Annotated in this window: 13 protein-coding genes; 5 read left to right on the plus strand and 8 right to left on the minus strand. The window is 70.3% G+C overall.

The annotated features are described in order from the left end of the window. Window positions 1–4 precede the first annotated feature (4 nt). Window positions 5–3085: a sensor histidine kinase gene (locus tag HG543_RS12725; RefSeq protein ID WP_169344993.1), complete on the minus strand. Its 3081-nt coding sequence runs from the start codon at window positions 3083–3085 to the stop codon at window positions 5–7. Between the two features lie 195 nt (window positions 3086–3280). Here HG543_RS12725 and HG543_RS12730 point away from each other — a divergent pair, with 195 nt between their 5' ends. From HG543_RS12730 to HG543_RS12740, 3 genes are all read left to right on the plus strand, one after another. Next, window positions 3281–6133, plus strand: a complete 2853-nt coding sequence (locus HG543_RS12730) for a hypothetical protein (protein ID WP_169344994.1) — start codon at window positions 3281–3283, stop codon at window positions 6131–6133. 74 nt (window positions 6134–6207) lie between these two features. Further along, a complete protein-coding gene (locus tag HG543_RS12735) occupies window positions 6208–6981 on the plus strand; it encodes an SDR family NAD(P)-dependent oxidoreductase (RefSeq protein WP_169344995.1) in 774 nt (257 codons plus the stop codon). A gap of 8 nt (window positions 6982–6989) precedes the next feature. Continuing rightward, on the plus strand, window positions 6990–7598 hold the full coding sequence (locus tag HG543_RS12740; RefSeq protein ID WP_169344996.1) for a hypothetical protein: 609 nt from the start codon (window positions 6990–6992) through the stop codon (window positions 7596–7598). A 23-nt stretch (window positions 7599–7621) separates the two neighbouring features. Here the strand turns inward: HG543_RS12740 and HG543_RS12745 are convergent, their stop codons facing one another. From HG543_RS12745 to HG543_RS12770, 6 genes are all read right to left on the minus strand, one after another. Then, a complete protein-coding gene (locus tag HG543_RS12745) occupies window positions 7622–8071 on the minus strand; it encodes a S26 family signal peptidase (protein ID WP_171817761.1) in 450 nt (149 codons plus the stop codon). Next, window positions 8068–9882 carry an ABC transporter ATP-binding protein gene (locus HG543_RS12750; protein WP_343073339.1) on the minus strand — a complete coding sequence of 605 codons (1815 nt, stop codon included), beginning with the start codon at window positions 9880–9882 and terminating at the stop codon, window positions 8068–8070. Before HG543_RS12750 ends, HG543_RS12745 begins: the two co-directional genes overlap by 4 nt. A 17-nt stretch (window positions 9883–9899) precedes the next feature. Then, on the minus strand, window positions 9900–10418 hold the full coding sequence (locus tag HG543_RS12755) for a TlpA family protein disulfide reductase (protein WP_169344998.1): 519 nt from the start codon (window positions 10416–10418) through the stop codon (window positions 9900–9902). Continuing rightward, a complete protein-coding gene (locus HG543_RS12760; RefSeq protein WP_343073338.1) occupies window positions 10415–10981 on the minus strand; it encodes a MauE/DoxX family redox-associated membrane protein in 567 nt (188 codons plus the stop codon). The genes HG543_RS12755 and HG543_RS12760 overlap by 4 nt, the downstream gene beginning before the upstream one ends. A 66-nt stretch (window positions 10982–11047) precedes the next feature. Then, window positions 11048–11206 (minus strand): hypothetical protein, encoded by a 159-nt coding sequence (locus HG543_RS12765; RefSeq protein WP_169344999.1) that lies wholly within the window; start codon window positions 11204–11206, stop codon window positions 11048–11050. Between the two features lie 138 nt (window positions 11207–11344). Further along, window positions 11345–14185, minus strand: coding sequence for a serine/threonine-protein kinase (locus HG543_RS12770; protein ID WP_169345000.1), 2841 nt, complete (start codon window positions 14183–14185; stop codon window positions 11345–11347). Between HG543_RS12770 and HG543_RS12775 the strand changes: the two genes are divergently transcribed. Together HG543_RS12775 and HG543_RS12780 are read left to right on the plus strand one after the other, a co-directional pair. Continuing rightward, window positions 14102–14917: a sigma-70 family RNA polymerase sigma factor gene (locus HG543_RS12775; RefSeq protein WP_246356975.1), complete on the plus strand. Its 816-nt coding sequence runs from the start codon at window positions 14102–14104 to the stop codon at window positions 14915–14917. The two genes, HG543_RS12770 and HG543_RS12775, sit on opposite strands and share 84 nt — an antisense overlap. A 5-nt stretch (window positions 14918–14922) precedes the next feature. Continuing rightward, window positions 14923–16062, plus strand: a complete 1140-nt coding sequence (locus HG543_RS12780) for an ankyrin repeat domain-containing protein (protein ID WP_169345002.1) — start codon at window positions 14923–14925, stop codon at window positions 16060–16062. 126 nt (window positions 16063–16188) lie between these two features. Here HG543_RS12780 and HG543_RS12785 read toward each other — a convergent pair. Beyond that, the coding region (locus tag HG543_RS12785) for a TIGR02266 family protein (protein ID WP_169345003.1) at window positions 16189–16591 on the minus strand (403 nt) is incomplete at its 5' end.

Here is a 16591-nt window from a genome sequence, read left to right on the forward strand (position 1 = left end):
GGGCCTATCGGCCTCCGGTGGCCATGCGCCGGAGCCGGTGGCGCCAGGAGTGCTTCGGGTCTCCGCGGTACGCGGCCGAGGCCGGCACGCGAAGCTCCACCTCCGTCCCGGCGTCCTCGCGGCTCCAGATGTCGAGCGTCGCGCCAATCTTCCGCGCGCGCTCGCGCATGCCGGACAGCCCCCAGTGTCCGGGCCGCCCGCCGGCCTGGAGGAGCTCCGCGTCGACCCCCCGGCCATCGTCCCGGATGCGCAGGCGGAGCTCGTCGCGGGCATAGGTCAGCTCCACCTCGATTCGCCGCGCCCGAGCATGCTGGAACGCATTCACCAGCGCCTCGCGGCCGATGCGGAAGACCTCATCGCGCACGAGCGGGTCCAGTGATGTGGGGTGGCCCTCCACCACCACGTGGAAGCCCGTGGCTGCGTCCAGCTCCAACTCCTCCCGGACCTTGGCGAAGGCCCGGGACAGCTCGCCCGTGCTCTCCGCGGTGGCGCGCAAATCCCGCACCCGGTTCCTGCCCTCCACGAGGACCGCGTCGGCGCGGTCCAGCGCCTTCTCCAGTGAGGTGCGCGCGTGCTCGCCTTCCGGGAGCTTCTCCACCACCGACTGGAAGCGGAGAATCAGCCCCTGGATGCCCTGCAGCAGCGTGTCGTGCAGCTCGCGGGCGATGCGCTCGCGCTCGAGGTGCCGCTCCTCCAGCAGGCGTCGCATGCGCGCCCGGACCTGGCGCAGGCGCAGCAGGTACACCGCCCACAGCGCGGCCAGGACCGCGGCGACGCACAGGGCCCGGAACCACCACGTCTGGAAGAAGGCGGGCGGCAGGACGAGCTCGACGCTCGCTCCCGTTTCGTTCCAGACGCCGTCGTTGTTGGCGGCGATGACCTGGAAGCGGTACCGCCCGGGAGCCAGGTGCGTGTAGTACGCCTCGCGCCGCGTGCCGACGTCCTGCCAGGTCGCGTCCACCCCTTCGAGGCGGTAGCGGAAGCGCACGCGCTGGGGGACGGTGAGGCTCAGCGCCGTGTAGTCGATTTCGAGGTTCGTCGCCCGCTCCGGCAGCACGAGCGACGCCCCCGGGGCGAGCTGACGGCCATCCACCCGCACCGAGCGGATCTTCACCGGCGGGGGCAGCGGGTTGCGGAAGATGCGCGTCGGGTCCACCCACACCACGCCGTTGGTGGTCGCGAACCACAGCCTGCCATCGGTGCCCTGCACGAGGGAGGGCAGGGGACGCAGCAGGGTGGGGCGCGCGGGCAGTCCATCGAGGAAGTCGAAGCGGTCGCCCCGGGCGAGGTGGTTCGGGTCGGCGACGGCACGCTCCACCTCGTCCGCTCCGAGGTGGTAGATGCCCGTCACGGCGTGGAGCCACAGGGCGCCATCGGGCATCTCCACGATGCCGGCGATGCCGCGCAGGGGTTCGCTGCCCTCGACGCGGAAAGGCTGGAGCCGTTGCCCGTCGAACCAGGCGAGGCCGAGCTGTCCACCGACCCACGTCCGCCGTCCAACGCCGAGCGCGGTCACCACGCCCAGGTCGAGACCGTCCGCGGGGCCATAGCGCCGCGCGACACCGTTCTCGACCACGCTCAGCCTGCTGTCCTCGTGCCCCAGGAAGAGGCGGTCCCCCGCGTCAATCGTCGCGATGTTGATGCGCTTGAACGGGGGCGGACCGAGCAGCGCGTCCATGCTCGTCCACACGCCATCCTTCCAGCGCATCAGCCCGTCTCCCACCGGCACCGCCCACAGCGCGCCGCTCCCGTCCCTCATCAGCGACTGGAGCTGTCGTATCCTCGAGCCCGGGGGAAACGGAAACGCGGTGACGTGTACCGGAACGCCGTCCTCGATGCGCCAGATGCCGTCCTCGGCTCCCGCCCACACGTTGCCATCCCGGTCCCGGTACAGGCAGCTGACGACGGACGTGAGCCCGCTGAAGTGGACCTGCTTGTCATGGAGTCGCATCAGGGGCCGGTTGGTGCTGCCCGCCCAGATGGCGCCGTCGTCGCCGGCGGCCAGTGAGAAGTCGTGCGAGCCCCGCGGGAACTCCGCGAGCACCAGGGTGCTGTGCCGGAAGCAGTCCAGGCCGCCGCTGGTGCCGGCCCAGATGTTGCCCTCGCGGTCCTGGATCAACGGCCAGACGTAGTCCGCGCTGAGGCCCTCCTTCTCCGTGAAGGACTCCAGGCCCGGCTCGAGCCGGCCCAGCTGCCGGCCCTCCAGCCGCTCGGGATGAGGCACGCGGAGCATTCCCTCTCCGAGCGTGGCGAGCCACAGGCTGCCCTCGGGGTCGAAGAGCATCCCCGCCGACTTCACGTCGATTCTCGGCGGCGCATCGATGCGCTCTCCATTCGGACGCACCAGGGGCCCCACGCCGCCAAACAGCTCGGTGACCCAGATGTCGCCATTGGGCGCCTGGGCCATCCTGCCCACCCACTGCACGCGGGCGCCCGTCTCGCGAAACGCCCGGCTTCCCTTCGGGAGGAACACGAGCTGGGAGTCCGTCGCGGCCCACAGTGTGCCGTCGCGGTCGACGAAGAGCGCCGTGGCATACGCTCCAAGAAAGCTCCAGTCCTCGCCCACCGGGTGCCAGCGCCCGTCCCGGAGCCGGAGGAGCCCGGCGGTTCTTCCACAGGCCCAGACCGTTCCATCCGCGTCGACCGCGAAGGACGACAGCTGGTTGCGCGGCAGTCCCTGCTCGGCGCCATACCGGGTGAGGCGCCCGTCCTTCAGCAAAGCCGCGCCGCCATACTGGAACCCCATCCACAAGCCGCCATCCGGTGAGGCGTACAGCGTCTGGATGGTGGTGATGGGGGAGCCGTCCGGAGGCTCGAACCGCTCGAAGCGGACGCCGTCGAAGCTGTACAGCGTCGACGCGGCGCCGAGCCAGAGCACGCCATCCGGCGTCTGCGCGAGCGCGGTGAGCTGCCCGGGGGCACCGTCCTTGATGGTCCAACGCGAGTGGTAGAACTGGGCGATGTTGCGGTCGCGGCCCTCGGGTTGGACTGGGGGCGCCGCGCCCGCGGACAGCAACGCGCAGAAGCACGCCAGGACCCACCGCTGCCATGACCGTGTGCCCTGGTGCCTCATGACTTCCTTCATCCGTTCCGCGTGCCTCCGCGAGACGAGGTGTTCCACATATCCCCGGCCCGGAAGATCGGGATCCCTCGAAAGGGGGAGGCGTCGTGTGCGCGCAGGTAGGCTCCCGCGCCTCGCTCCGCTTCGATTTTGTTGGGACGTGGGAGCCGGTGCGGCGCTCGTAGCCAGTGAACGACGTCTGCTCCCGAGGCTCCCATCATGCGAATCCCCGAAGGTCCTGGTTCCGGAGTCGACCCCTCCATTGCCGCCCGGCGGGCGGAGGAGGCCCGCCGCGCCGCCGAGGCCGCCCGGCAGGCGGAGCTGGCGCGACAGGCCGCGCTGGCCCAACAGGCCCAGCAGGCCCAGCAGTCTCAGCAGCGCTTCCGCTCGTCCTTCGACGCCGCCGCGCCCCAGCCGAAGGCCCCACGGCTCGACGCGAACACGCCCGCGGCCAGCAACCTGCTCACCGAGAACACCCGTGACGGGCAGGAGAACTGCCTGGACGTGGCCGCGGAGTGGCTGGACCTCGCGTCGCCAGAGATCCGGGGCCGCTCGGAGCTGGTCTTCCTCAAGGACAACCGCCCCGACACCGAGGGCCAGTCTGGTCACGTCGTCATCCGCCAGGGCTCGAAGGTCTACGACCCCACGACGAAGAAGAGCTACGACTCCATGGAGGCGTTCCAGAAGGAGCAGCCCCACTACCAGCCGGTGGGCTCCATTCCGGGAGGCCAGGCCAAGAAGATCCTCGACGCCCCTCCGGGCTCACCCGAGCGGGCGAGGGCCATCGAGAAGGCGAAGGTGTCCCCCGAGCTCCAGGCGATGATGGTGGCGGACCCGGGGCGTCCGGAGAGCGGCTCGGCGGACCCTGTGAAGCACGCGACGGACCTCAAGAACGCCGCGAACGAGCTCCGGGAGACGGCCAACGCGCTGGCCGGGGAGGCACAGCGCGTCCCGTCTCCCCCCAACAAGGAAGCCGCGAAGGAGGCGGCCGCGAAGGCGGAGGAGGCGGAGAAGGCGGCCAACGTCGCGGCCTCCCAGGCGGGGCTGGAGCCGCCCTTCCCGCGTCTGCTGAACCTCAAGTCCGCCACGCAGGCCACGGACGACTACAAGCAGCTCAAGAAGCTTCCCCCCGAGGGGCAGGTCCATCGCATGAAGGAGCTGCTCCAGCAGCATGCCCAGGACCCGGACTACACGGCCCAGCTCGTCGACCTGGCGCGGAAGGAAGGCGACAACGGGTTGCTCCAGCGGCTGGGCGAGAAGCTCTTCAGCTATCAGCACCAGGCGGGAAGCTACCGGGGCACCGAGGCGGAGCGGAGGCTGCTGGTGGACGCGCTGAAGACGGCGCGTGAGGCGGGCACCTTCTCCGATGTCGACCTGAACTCGTACCGCAACACGGGAGTCGCCTCCAGCTCGCCCTGGTCCGACATCGCCGAGCAGCTCAACGTCCAGAAGACGGACCGCACGGACAAGGCGGGCGACCTCGTCGGCGACGTGAAGGGCGCCACCCAGGAGTACGAGGACGCCGCCGCCGCCGCGAAGAAGAAGGACGAGGAGCTCTTCAAGCAGCTCTCCAGCCTCGGCAACACGCTGACGGAGGAGCAGAAGAAGGCCTACATCAAGGCGTTCCAGGAGCACCCCGACTACAAGAAGGCCTACGAGAAGAAGGCGCAGGCCGCGGAGAAGCTGGCGCAGACCCTCCAGAAGGACCCGGAGGCGCTCAAGAACGCGCTGGCCTCGGGAACGGGGAATGTGGCGGACATCCGCAAGGCCCTCAACCTCCTGGCGGACTCGCCGAAGGGACTGACCGCCGCCGAGGTCGCCAACGAGATCCTCAAGGACCCGGCGTCTCCCGCCGCTCGGGCCCTGACGGGTGGGGACCCGAACTTCGTCAAGGACCTGGCCGCGAAGGCCATGGAGAAGTCGGCGGCCGAGTACCTCGCGGGGGCCGAGGACCCCAAGGACGCCTTCGCCAAGTTCGTGGAGGGAATGGACAAGTTCAAGCCGCTCCTCGATGCGGCGGGCGGCTACGACCAGGCGAAGTTCGCGGCGAGCCAGTTCGAGAACGCCGTGGAGTTCGACAAGTACTCGGACCTCCAGAAGTACGCGCTGCAGTGGGAGGCGAAGAGCCCCCTCTTCAAGAGCATCGCCGTCGTGGGGCTCATGTTCGCCGGAGCTTCGGCGGCCGAGTCCGCCCGGAATGCCGGCGAGGAGGGCGTCCCCGCCTTGGAGAGCTATGGCAAGGCGCTCAAGGACATCGCCTCGGCGAGCAAGGGGGGCCTGGACCTGACCGCGCAGCTCACGGCCACGTTGACCGGCGCCGGCAGGGACGCGGCGGCCACTGGCACGAAGGCCGCGAAGTTCGCTTCATTCGCGGGCAGGCTGTCCCCCGTGCTCGGCCTGGCGGCCAGCACGACCTCGCTGGTCCTCCGGGTCAAGAGCGCCCGCGATGATCCGGATGCGGGAAAGTACATCTCCATCATCGGTGACACGTTGGGGGTGCTGGGCGGCAGTCTCGAACTGGCCGGACCTGCCGCGCTTGTCGGCGCCGTCATCAGTGGCGCTGGAGCCGTCATCTCGGCGGGTGGAGAGCTGGTGACCAACTACCTCGACACGAAGGAGCAGCAGCAGCAGAAGCGGGAGTTCCTGGAGAAGGCGGGCATCAAGGACAAGGCGCTCCGCGAAGCATTGGTCCTCACGGGGAGCAAGCAGGCGAAGCTGCTCACGGACGAGCTGGGCCTGTCGGCGGAGCAGCTCCAGACGCTGGCCACCAAGGCCCCCTTGCTGGTGGTGGGCGCCGAGGCCGGGCCCTTCGCCGACATGACGCAGTTCACCCGGATGCTCAAGGACCACGGCCTCAAGGGTGACGCCGCGTACAAGGCGCTCGATGCGTTGGTGAGCAATGCCAAGGACCCCGTCACGGCGCTCTCCACCCTGGTGGCGACCGCCCAGCAGGAGGGCCATCACGTCAAGCAGAAGGAGAACTGGGGCCACCTGCTCGATCGGGCCCGGGAGAAGGCGCCGGCCGAGGAGCGGGCCAGCATCGATGCCTTCAGGAAGGCACTCGGCTACTAGTGCCACTGACGTGCACTCTCTAAGATTCGCGGGGCGGCTGGAACACACCAGCCGCCCTCGAGTGGGGGCACATCATGAAGCGGTTGCAGGACAAGGTCGCGGTCATCACCGGCGGTGGCAGTGGTATCGGAGCGGCGACGGCCGCGCTCTTCGTCCAGGAGGGCGCCCGGGTGGTGGTGGTGGGCCGGAACGAAGAGAAGCTCCGCAAGACGATGCAGGCCATCAACCACGAGAACGTCAGCTACACCGTGGCGGATGTCTCCCAGGTCGAGGACACGCAGCGCTACCTGCGTGAGACGGTGGAGCGCCACGGTGGGCTCGACATCGTGGTGAGCAACGCGGGCATCCAGGGGGAGTTCGGCCCCATCTCCGACATCTCCGTGGAGGCCTTCGACTCGGTGATGGCCATCAACGTGCGCGGGACGTGGCTGGCCATCAAGTACGCGTTCCCCGAGCTGCGCAAGCGCGGCGGCGGGAGCATCATCCTCACCGCCTCGGCGGGCGGCCTCAATGGGATGGGGATCTCCTCGCCGTACGTGGCCAGCAAGCACGCCGTCGTGGGGCTCGCGCGCGCGGGCGCCATCGACGGCGCGCCTCACGGCATCCGGGTCAACGCGGTGTGCCCGGGCCCCGTCGACAACGACATGATGACCAACGTGGAGCGGACCCTGGGGGCCGGCAACGAAGCCCAGGTCCGGGCGTGGGTCGCCGGGCGCGTGCCCCTCAAGCGCTTCGGCTCCAACGAGGAGGTCGCGAAGCTGAACCTCTTCCTCGCCAGCGGGGACAGCAGCTACTGCACCGGCGGCACGTACACCGTGGACGGTGGCTGGTCCGCCAGCCTGCCCTGAGCAGGGTGATGACCACTCCCCAGCATCCCGCGGGTGACGACGCGACCCTCATCGCCGCGCTCCAGTACGAGCTCACCCACGTCCAGACCCACATCGAGGAACTCCTCAAGGGCATCCACACCCTGTTCGGCACCGTGCTGCCCCTGGCGATCGCGATCTTCACCTTCACGAGCAGCGGGGCAGAGGAGAGGGGCCTGCGCTCCGAGGACATCGCCTTCGCCTTCGTGGCAATCACCATGCTGACGGCGCTCTGGACGAGCAACCTGTGGATGGAGCTTCTGCCGCTGCTTCGCTACAAGTACCTGGAGCTCCAACCACGCCTGTACTCAGCGACGGGGCAGACAGACCGGGAACCTCTCTCGCTCTACTTGTTCCCCCAGCGCGGGGTCTCCTGGCTTCCCGGGCTGGCCTTCAATCTGCTCGGGCTCGCCATCGTCATCGCCGTCTGGCAGCGCTTCATTGCCTCGCCGGTGCTGTGGTGGGGGGCCCTGGTCTTCATCACGCTGGGGGCGTTGGGCATCATGCTCGTGCCCTACGAGATCCACCGGCTGCGTCAGGAGTTCCAGCAGGCCCGTGAGGCAGGGAGGAAGGAGCGCCGCCCGTCGCAGGGCTCATGAGGGCTCCATCCGGCCGGGAACGCTCAGCGCCGCACGACGGCGATGATGGCGCGTGAGTCGATGTAGCCCAGCTGCCGTGAGTCCTGGCTGCGTGGGTTGTCTCCGGACACCACCACCTTGCCGGGCGGCACACGGGTCCGTGCGTCCGCGGACAGCGACTCCATGGCCCAGTCCGGCACCGGATCTCCAGGGACGGCGGCCACCCGTTTGATCCGGTAGGGCAGGTCGGCGGACTCCATCGCCTCGAGCTGCGAGGAGGGGAGGAGGAAGACGACGATGTCCGAGCGACCGTACCCGGGAGCCCCAGCATCAGCGCCGCTCCGCCGCCGCGCGATGAGCCGTTGGCCGTCGCGCAGCGTGGGCTCCATGCTGTAGCCCTGCACGGTGACGACAAGCCAGCGGCGCCGCGTCCAGAGGACCAGCGCGGCGCCAGCCACGAGGGCTCCCAGTCCCACTCCGAGCACGAGACTCATGCCGCTTCCTCCTCCGGAGTCCGCGAGACGAGGCGCGGATCCTGGTAGCCACGGGCCTGCAGCGAGAACAGCCGCGCGTACTCGCCTCCGGCCGCCATCAGCTCCTCATGCGTGCCCTGCTCGACCACCTGGCCCCGTGAGAGCACGGCGATGGTGTCCGCGCTCCGCAGCGCGCTGAGCCGATGGGAGACGAGCAACCGCGCCCGCCCCGCGCCATGGCGCTGCAGCGTCTGGTGGATCCCGAACTCCGCCTCGGCATCCAGGCCGGAGCTCGGCTCATCGAGCACCCACAGGTCCACGTCCTCGCGCATCAGGGCCCGGGCCAGCGCCACGCGCTGCCACTGTCCTCCGGACAGCGAGACTCCCGGCGCTCCGTCGCCATCCTCACCCTCCAGGGTCCGGCTCAGCAGCGTCTCGTAGCCGGCGGGGAGCGCGGCGAGCTTGTCATCGATGTCGGCCAGCCGCGCCGCGGCACGGATGCGTGCCTCGTCCTTCAGGTGGGCCACATCGCCCAGGCCGATGTTCTCGGCGGCGGTGAGGTCGTAGGTCATGAAGTCCTGGAACGTCGCCGCCATCCGCTGCCACAGCGCGCGCGGCTCGAACTCACGCACGTCCACTCCGTCCCAGAGAATCTGACCACGCTCCAGCTCGTAGAAGCGGCACAGGAGCTTCACCAGGGTGCTCTTGCCCGCGCCATTGATGCCCACGAGCCCCACCGAGCCGCCCGCGGGAATGAACAGGTTCACCCCGCGCAGCACCCAGGGGCCGCGGGTGTCATAGCGAAACCACGCGTCCCGGAACTCCACTCCGCGCCGCAGCGGCTCCACGGCTCGCGAGGGGCCCGCCGTGCGGCCGGGGAGGGCGAGGAGCTGGAGGTAGTTGCCGAAGGTCAGCACACTCCGTCCCGCCTCCTGCATCTGCACGACCAGACCGGTGAAGGCACTCTGGATGCCCGCCACCGCCGCGAGGAAGAGCGCCACATCGCCTATGGCGTGCCGGCCCTCGACGGCTCCCCGGACGACGATGAACGCGCCGAGCGCGGTGACTCCGGCGGTCAGCAGGGACAGCGAGGCCTGCATCGCGGCGCCCTTGCGCGCCAGGGCGAGCTCCCGCGCCGAGGCCCTTCCCAACGTCGTCACCATCCGGTCCCGGAGCAGCTCCCCGAGCCCGAACAGCCGGCTCTCCCTCGCTGCCCGGACGTCCACGAGGAGCGAGTGATAGAAGTCGCGCCAGCGATACGTCTGGACCAGGGCCTCGGAGAGCCGCGCCGACCAGCGGCTGCGGACGAGCTGCGCGCCAAGCCCCACCGCTCCCGCCAGCAGGAGCAGCAGCGCCATGGGCGGTGACACCGACAGCACCACGGCGCTCAAGGTCACCACCGAGATGGCCGCGCGGATGACGGCGAGCACGAGCTCCGAGAGCTGCTGCGGCGCCTCCTGGGCCGCCTGTTCCGCCAGCCGGAGCTGGCCGTGAAAGGCGGGCTCCTCGAAGTATCGCAGGCTCTCCAACGCGCTGACCTTCGTGAAGAGCGCGCGCTCGACCTCGAGGGTGACACGCCAGCGGATGACCCCGTTGAGGTACTCGGTGAGGTTCAGCACCGCCATGGCGCCTCCGGCCACGGCGGCAGCGCCCACCGCCAGCCCGAGGGCGCGCTGGGAGTCGACCTGGGCGCCGCGGCCGAGCTCATCGAGCAACAGCTTGGTCAGCCAGCCTCCCATCGCGGCGACGGCCCCGGTGCACGCCGTGAGCGCGAGCACGGTGGCCGAGGCGACAGGGGCCGAGCGCCACTGGAGCGCCACGGCCGCGCGCACGGTTCGCAAGGCATCCTTCATGACAGCACGTCACGCAGCTGATGCCCCGAGGCGGCGACAGTGCCGTTCTCCACCCGAATCAACGTGGGATAGCCCGCGGGCCGGAACGCCTTGGTCACGGAGTCGGTCTCGGTGATGAAGGCCACGCGGGCGATGGCACCCAGGGCGGCACCGAGCTCACGCGCGGCGGGGTCATCCTCGTGGCCCTCGACGAAGGCCATCAAGGGAAGCCTCGGCGGTGACTCCAGCAACTGCGCCCGGAGGGTCGCGCAGGGATGGCAGCCCGTGGTGAAGAAGCCGACCAGGTTCACGCCGGAGCGCAGGGCCTCGTCGGTGAGGAGTCCGCCCTCGGGGGTGGCGGCCTGGAATGCGCCCACGGCATCCCCCGGCTGGGGCAGCGCCGGATCCCTCGCGGGAACATTGGAGACCCTGTCCTGCAGCGCCCGGACGCGGCGGACGAGCGCGAAGGTCAGCAGCAGGTTCAGCACCACCATCACGGCCAGCACCGCGCCGCCCAACACGAGCAGCTCCATCATCCCCTCTGCTTTCTCGCGGCCGCCGGAGTTCCGGCCATCGGCTCCGGGCCACGCAGGAGAAACACGAGATCATCCCAGCGCGTGATGAAGAGCCCGGAGAGGACTCCAAGGGCCCCCGCGCCCCACGCCACCACGGCCACCGGAGAAGACGGCGAGCCCGGCTCGTGGCCCGCCGCGCCCACGAGGGTCACCGCGAGCAGGAGGCCATTGCGGACCAGATGGGACGCCCCCATCGGCGTGTCACTCGCGCCGAAGCATCGGCAGCGCACCCGCTCCCCCCGGCGCAACACCCGCGCGATGCCCAGGGTGAAGCCCGTGAAGAGCGCGAGCGCCAGCACGTACCCGGCCAGGGGAGCCAGGAGCAGCAGGAGCGCGGAAGCCGCCTCCGCGAGCACCACGGCGGCCGCCAGCGGTGCGCCCACCCAGGGCTTGGGAAATCCGAAGCGCCCGAGGGTCTGGATGAAGTCCTGGAACGCCACGCGGCCGTGCAGCTTGCTGACGAACGCCAGCGTGAGCACGACGACAAGCATCAGCCGGCAGCCGAAATCGATAGCGCTCGACACGGTTCTCTCCGGGAACCACGGCCGGACACCGGGACGGCATGTCCGGCCATGGTCATGGAACAGGTGTTACCGACAGCCGGTCGTGGTGACACAGGAGCCGTAGCAGTTGAAACGCTTGCCCTTGGTGGAGCAGCACTGACCGTGCTCCGGGATGCACGCGCCAGCGGAGACCTCGGACAGGAACAGCTTCAGGATGCGGTCGCTCATCGCCTTGAGGGTCTTCATGTGGGTTGCCCTTTCTCTTCGCGTTCAGAGCTCGCGGCATGCGCGGCTCATTTCGAAGACACGCGCCGGTGCGAGGTGGCGCATCCGGCGCGAGAGATTTCCGCGGGCACCCGCGCAACTGCTTGAAATCCGAGCCCGTCACCTCGGCCGTGAGGCCCGCCAGCGTCCGGTCTCCGCGAGCTCCAACGCGCGCTTGCGTGGGCTCCGCTGGTTGTACTCATGCGCCGCGTCAACGAGCCGCCGCGCCTTCTCCGGCTCGCGTGCCTCGCCCGTGAGCGCCCGGGCGAGCGCGAACCGCGCATCCGCCAGGTCGTCCTCCGCGGTTCCCTCGGGCTGACGCTCGAAGATGGCGACCGCGCGCTCCAGGTACACGCGCGCCTTGCCCGGTGCCTTCAGCTCCAGGAGGTCCCCGCCCAGCCCCAACAGGTCGATGCCCACCTGCGGGCTCTCCGGGCCCAGGGCCTTCTCGCGAATCCCCAGTGCCCGCTGGTGGTGCTCCGCCGCCTCCCGGTAGCGCCCCAGCTTCGCGAGCGCTCGCCCCATCCCGGACAGCGAGGCCGCGAGCTTCGCGTCTCCCGGCCCCAGCTCCTTCTCCCGGACTCGCGCGGCGTGCGCGAAGGCCTGGAGCGACTCCTCCGGCCGGCCCAGCTCGAGCAGGAAGCCTCCGAGGTTGTGGTAGGTGCTCGCGGCCATCAGGTGCTCGTCGCCGTGCACCTTCTGAAAGATGGCCAGGGCCTGGCGCCCGTACTCCAGCGCGCTCGCGGGGTTGTCCGCTCGCACCTCGTGCACGGCGATGACATCCAGGACGACGGCCAGGTTCGGATGCTCCGGCCCATACGTCCTCCGGTAGATGGCCTCCGCCTCCCAGAGGAAGGGGAGCCCCTCCTCGTGGCGCCCCAGCATCCCGAGCGTCTGGCCCACGCCGAGCAGCGCCGTGGCGAGCTCCGGGTCCTCCGCCGTGTAGAGCTTCCGCGCCAGCTCCAGCGCCCGCTGGCCCTCCTTCAGGGCCTCCGTCACCCGGCCCCGGGCGCGGTGGAGGCTGACGAGGTTCCGGGAGAGCGTGGCCTCGATGTGGGCGTCTCCGCCCAGGCGCTTCAGGGCCGCCGCCGCGTGGCGGGGCGTCTCCTCGTCCGGGTCCAGCTCCGCGCCCACGAAGCTGAGCAGCCGCACCAGCCCGGCCCAGGACTCCGCGGCCTGCCTGTCGTGACGGCTCGACTCCGCCACCTGGATGGCCCGGTGCAACGTCTTGATGGCCTCGCGGTACTGGCGAGCCTGTCCCTGCGTCTCCGCGAGCAGGTCGAGGACCTCCGCCTCCAGCGGGCCATGGCCCACCTCGTGGGCTTCCCGGGCCACCGCCGTCGCCAGCTCCAGCGCGGGCAGCACCTGGCCCGCATGGAGCTTCGCCCGCACCGCCGCGCGTTGGACGCGGAGGCTCTCCATCCGCCGGCGCGTCAGTTCATCCAGGGGCGGAGGCTCCGGCGAGGCGAGCGTCGCGATGTCCGCGCAAGGGGCCAGGCGCTCCAGCCCATGGGCCGCGCGCGCCGCGTTCTGGATGACCTGGGCATCCGCCGCCGCCAGCGTCTCCACGACGGCCGCCAGATCCTTGAGCCGCTGGTCCAGGCAGATGACCCGCCGGTCCAGCAGCCGCTCCGGAGTATGGCCCGTCACCCGCGTGGCGACACAGGCCTCGTGACTCGCCGCCACCCAGTCGCGCGAGTAGCCATCCAGCGTCCGCTCCACCTCGCGCCAGGCGCTCGCCGCGTAGGGGAGGGGACTGGCCTCGAAGACGGCCTGTACCGCGCGCTTCCGGGGCGCGTCCCAGACGCCGACGAGCGCCTGCTCACTGCCTTCGCACGGGTCTCCCAACGTGGCCCCGTGCAGGGCCGCGCCACCGGCGAGGAGCACCAGCCCCGCCGTCGCCGCCAGGCCCGCCCGGCGCCACTTCGCACCCGGCGCCTCGCTGAGCCGCCGGAGCAGCGCGTCCATGGAGGCGTGTCGCTGCTCCGGCGCCTCCGACAACCCCTGCTGCACGGCTCGATGCACCCACGCCGGCACGCCGGACTCGCGAGGTGGCCGCTTCGCTTCGTCCTCGCCGGTGCCCTGCCGCGACGGCCGCGTCCCATACAGCGCTTCGTGGAGCGCGACGCAGTAGCTGTACTGGTCGCCGCGCGCATCCGAGGGCTCTCCCCGCCGCTGCTCGGGGGACATGTACGCGGGCGTGCCCAGCACCTGGTCCGAGCGCGTGAGCAGTCCTGGCATCGGTGCGCCCGCGTCCTGCCCGGGCGCCGGCTCCCGGGTCGCGTCCAGGCAGCGGACGATGCGCGCGAGCCCGAAGTCGGTGATGCGGACACGGCCGTCGCGGCCCACCAGGACGTTGTCCGGCTTGAAGTCCCGGTGGACGAGCCCCTGCGCGTGCGCCGCCGCCAGCCCACGTCCCGCGTGGAGGAAGAGCTCCAGCAGCGCGCGCCAGTCCCTGTCCGGACGGCGCAGGTGCTCGCGGAGGGTGGTGCCCTCCACCAGCTCCATGGCCAGGAAGACGTGCTCGCCGAAGCGGCCCACGTCGTGAATCGTGATGACGTTGGGGTGGACGACGCGAGCGGCGGCCTGCGCCTCGCGCAGCAGCCGGGCCTGTGCCTGCTCCCGCTTCGCCAAACTCACGGCGTCGATGCGGATGAGCTTGAGCGCGACCCTCCGGTCCAGCTCCGGGTCGTACGCCGCATGAACGACGCCCATTCCTCCCGCGCCGATGGGCTCCAGCACCACGTAGCGTCCCAGGAGGGTGCCTCGCTGGAGCCACGGATGGGCTGTCATTCCGTCCACAGAGGGGGGACGGGAGTCGCCCTCTCCACGTGCTGCTTCCGCGAGGAGCGCTCGACAGATGGCGCAGGAATCCAGATGCTGTTCCACCGACCCGGCTGCCTCCGCGTCCAGCTCACCTCGTGCGAAGGCGAAGAGCTGTCGGGTGTCGAAACAGTCCATGACGAGGACACGATAGCCGACGGGGAGGACACGACGATGGACGGCACGGACCCTCGGGAAGACCTGGCCTTCGCCCAGGCGTGTGCGCGCGGTGACGCGGAGGCCCTCGCCAGCTTCGAGGCGCGTCTCGTCCCCCAGCTCCGCAAGGCGCTGCTCCAGCGGGGAATGAACATTCCGACCACGGAGGAAGCCCTCCAGCTCCTGAGAGTGAAGCTTTTCGTCCGCAGCGGAGACCGCCCGCCCCGAATCGCGGACTACGAAGGGCAGGGCCCCTTGCTTGCCTGGCTTCGCGTGGCCGCGCTGCGCACCGCGCTGAACCTCATCCGGGAGCGGAAGGTTCCGCTCGAGGTGGACGACTCCCGGCTCGAGGAGGTGGCGTCTCCGGTTGATGATGCCGACCGGCGCTACATCAAGGACCGCTACCGCGACGACTTCACCCGGGCCTTCCAGGAAGCACTCAAGGCGCTGGCGCCCCGGGCCCGGACGCTGTTGCGGCTGCATCTGGTGGAGGGACTGGGCACGGCGGAGCTTGCCCGGGCCTACCGCGTGGACCGTTCCACGGTGAAGCGCTGGCTCGCGCAGGCCCGTGAAGGGTTGCGCGCGGAGGTGCGCACCCGGCTCGCGGCGCGCATCGGCGTGGACACCCCCGCGCTCGGCAGCCTGATGCGCGAGCTGCAGAGCCAGCTCGATCTGAGCATCCGCTCCGCGATGAGGGATTCGACGCCGGGATGAGTCCAATGGAAATCGACACGCCTGAAAACCTGTTCGCCGCCATCGAGCAGTGCAATGTCGTCGAGGTTGAGAACCTGCTGGCGAAGGGGGCCGACCCGAACGAGGTCGATGTCCACGGCTACCAATCGACGCCACTGGCGTATGCGTGCAGTCACGGCGACGAGGCGGCCGTCCGAGTGCTGCTGGACGCGAAGGCTGATTTGAATGCAGCCGCCTTCGAGCCACCCCTGGTCGCGGCCACGAAGCACGGCTTCGCCAACCTCGTGACCCTCCTCGTGAAGGCCGGCGCCGACGTGAATGTGGCGGACGAAACGGGGGCCAGCGCGTTGTGGACGGCCGCCGCGAATGGATTCGCCGACATCGCGCGATGTCTCGTGGAAGCTGGCGCGAATCGCGAGCAGGCGGACAACGACGGCAAGCTGCCTGCCATCGTGGCACTGGAGAATGGCCACGCCGCGCTGTCGAAGTACCTGAGCGAGCCAACGAGCCTTCCTTCGACGCACTCCTTCTGGCGTGGCAGCAAGAAGCGCGCGCGGGACGCGGCGAAGGAGCGGCGCACCCAGGTCATCAACGCGGCCACGGGCCAGAGCGCCAGTGCCGCGGCCGAACCCGAGTGGACGTTCTCCGGCGGCATTGCGAAGAGCCAATGGGTGACCCAGGACTTCCCCTCGGTCGCCGCGTCAGGCAATGTCGACCTGGTCAGGCGGATGCTGGATGCCGGCCTTGACCCGGACTGGACGCAGTTCAAGGGCAACCCGACGGGCCTGATGCAGGCCGCGCTCAGCGGAGCGCTCGACGTGGTGGAACTCCTGCTCGCGCGCCACGCCAAGGTGAATCATCGGACGGACAAGGGGCTCACCGCGCTGCACATGGCGCTGTTCAAGCCATCGGCGCGCGTGCACGGCCCCATTGTTCGCAGCCTGCTGGCGGCGGGGGCCGACCCCAATGCGCCTGACAATGAGGGACAGCGTCCCCTGCAACGCGCGTTGACGCATGCGATACCCGCGCTCGTGCAGGCACTGCTCGAAGCCGGTGCCGACCCGTTCATCCGCGACCGAGCCGGCCGCATGCCCGCGGACTGGGCACCGGCCGATGGCAAGCACGCCGGCGCGATTCGCGACTTGTTGGAGGCGGCGCGGAAGTGAGTCTCTCCGGAGGGAGCGTGAGCATGGCCCGCGGGGGCCGCTCCGCTCCCTCCGCGGCGGAAGGACGTCCCATGTCGATGCAGCCTGGCTCCTCCCCATGGCGGTGCGGAGCACTCCCTCGGCCGCTCAGCCCGTACGCATCTGCGCCTTCTTCACGTAGTACGTGATGAAGCGGCGGGCCTCGTCCTCCAGGGCGGTGAACTTCACGCCCACCCCGCGCGGGTGCCGCATGTCGGCCCGCTCGTTCTGCCAGACCACCACGCCGCGGGCCGAGATGTGACGCTCGGGGGTGTCGAAGTGAAGGGTCATCTCGAGCCGCTCGCCCAGCGGCAAGAGCTCCTCCATGGCGAGAAACACGCCGCCATTGGAGATGTTCGCCGCTTCCCGGGTGAACAGGCTCACGCTGTCGATGGTGACGCGCAGCTTCACATGGACGCGGCGGTCGTCACGCCGCTCCCATCCGACGAACTCGTGCAGGCTGTAGGTGCGCCGGGGGGCCGGCTTCTGAGGCGCCTCCGGGGCCGGGGGC

It is taken from the genome of Pyxidicoccus fallax, from assembly GCF_012933655.1.
GTDB classification, from domain to species: domain Bacteria; phylum Myxococcota; class Myxococcia; order Myxococcales; family Myxococcaceae; genus Myxococcus; species Myxococcus fallax.

Coding starts and splice junctions, on each gene's coding strand:
- HG543_RS12725 (WP_169344993.1), bottom strand. CDS start 3,085: ATGAAGGAAGTCATGAGGCACCAGGGCACACGGTCATGGCAGCGGTGG.
- HG543_RS12730 (WP_169344994.1), top strand. CDS start 3,281: ATGCGAATCCCCGAAGGTCCTGGTTCCGGAGTCGACCCCTCCATTGCC.
- HG543_RS12735 (WP_169344995.1), top strand. CDS start 6,208: ATGAAGCGGTTGCAGGACAAGGTCGCGGTCATCACCGGCGGTGGCAGT.
- HG543_RS12740 (WP_169344996.1), top strand. CDS start 6,990: ATGACCACTCCCCAGCATCCCGCGGGTGACGACGCGACCCTCATCGCC.
- HG543_RS12745 (WP_171817761.1), bottom strand. CDS start 8,071: ATGAGTCTCGTGCTCGGAGTGGGACTGGGAGCCCTCGTGGCTGGCGCC.
- HG543_RS12755 (WP_169344998.1), bottom strand. CDS start 10,418: ATGATGGAGCTGCTCGTGTTGGGCGGCGCGGTGCTGGCCGTGATGGTG.
- HG543_RS12765 (WP_169344999.1), bottom strand. CDS start 11,206: ATGAAGACCCTCAAGGCGATGAGCGACCGCATCCTGAAGCTGTTCCTG.
- HG543_RS12775 (WP_246356975.1), top strand. CDS start 14,102: ATGCTGTTCCACCGACCCGGCTGCCTCCGCGTCCAGCTCACCTCGTGC.
- HG543_RS12770 (WP_169345000.1), bottom strand. CDS start 14,185: ATGGACTGTTTCGACACCCGACAGCTCTTCGCCTTCGCACGAGGTGAG.
- HG543_RS12780 (WP_169345002.1), top strand. CDS start 14,923: ATGGAAATCGACACGCCTGAAAACCTGTTCGCCGCCATCGAGCAGTGC.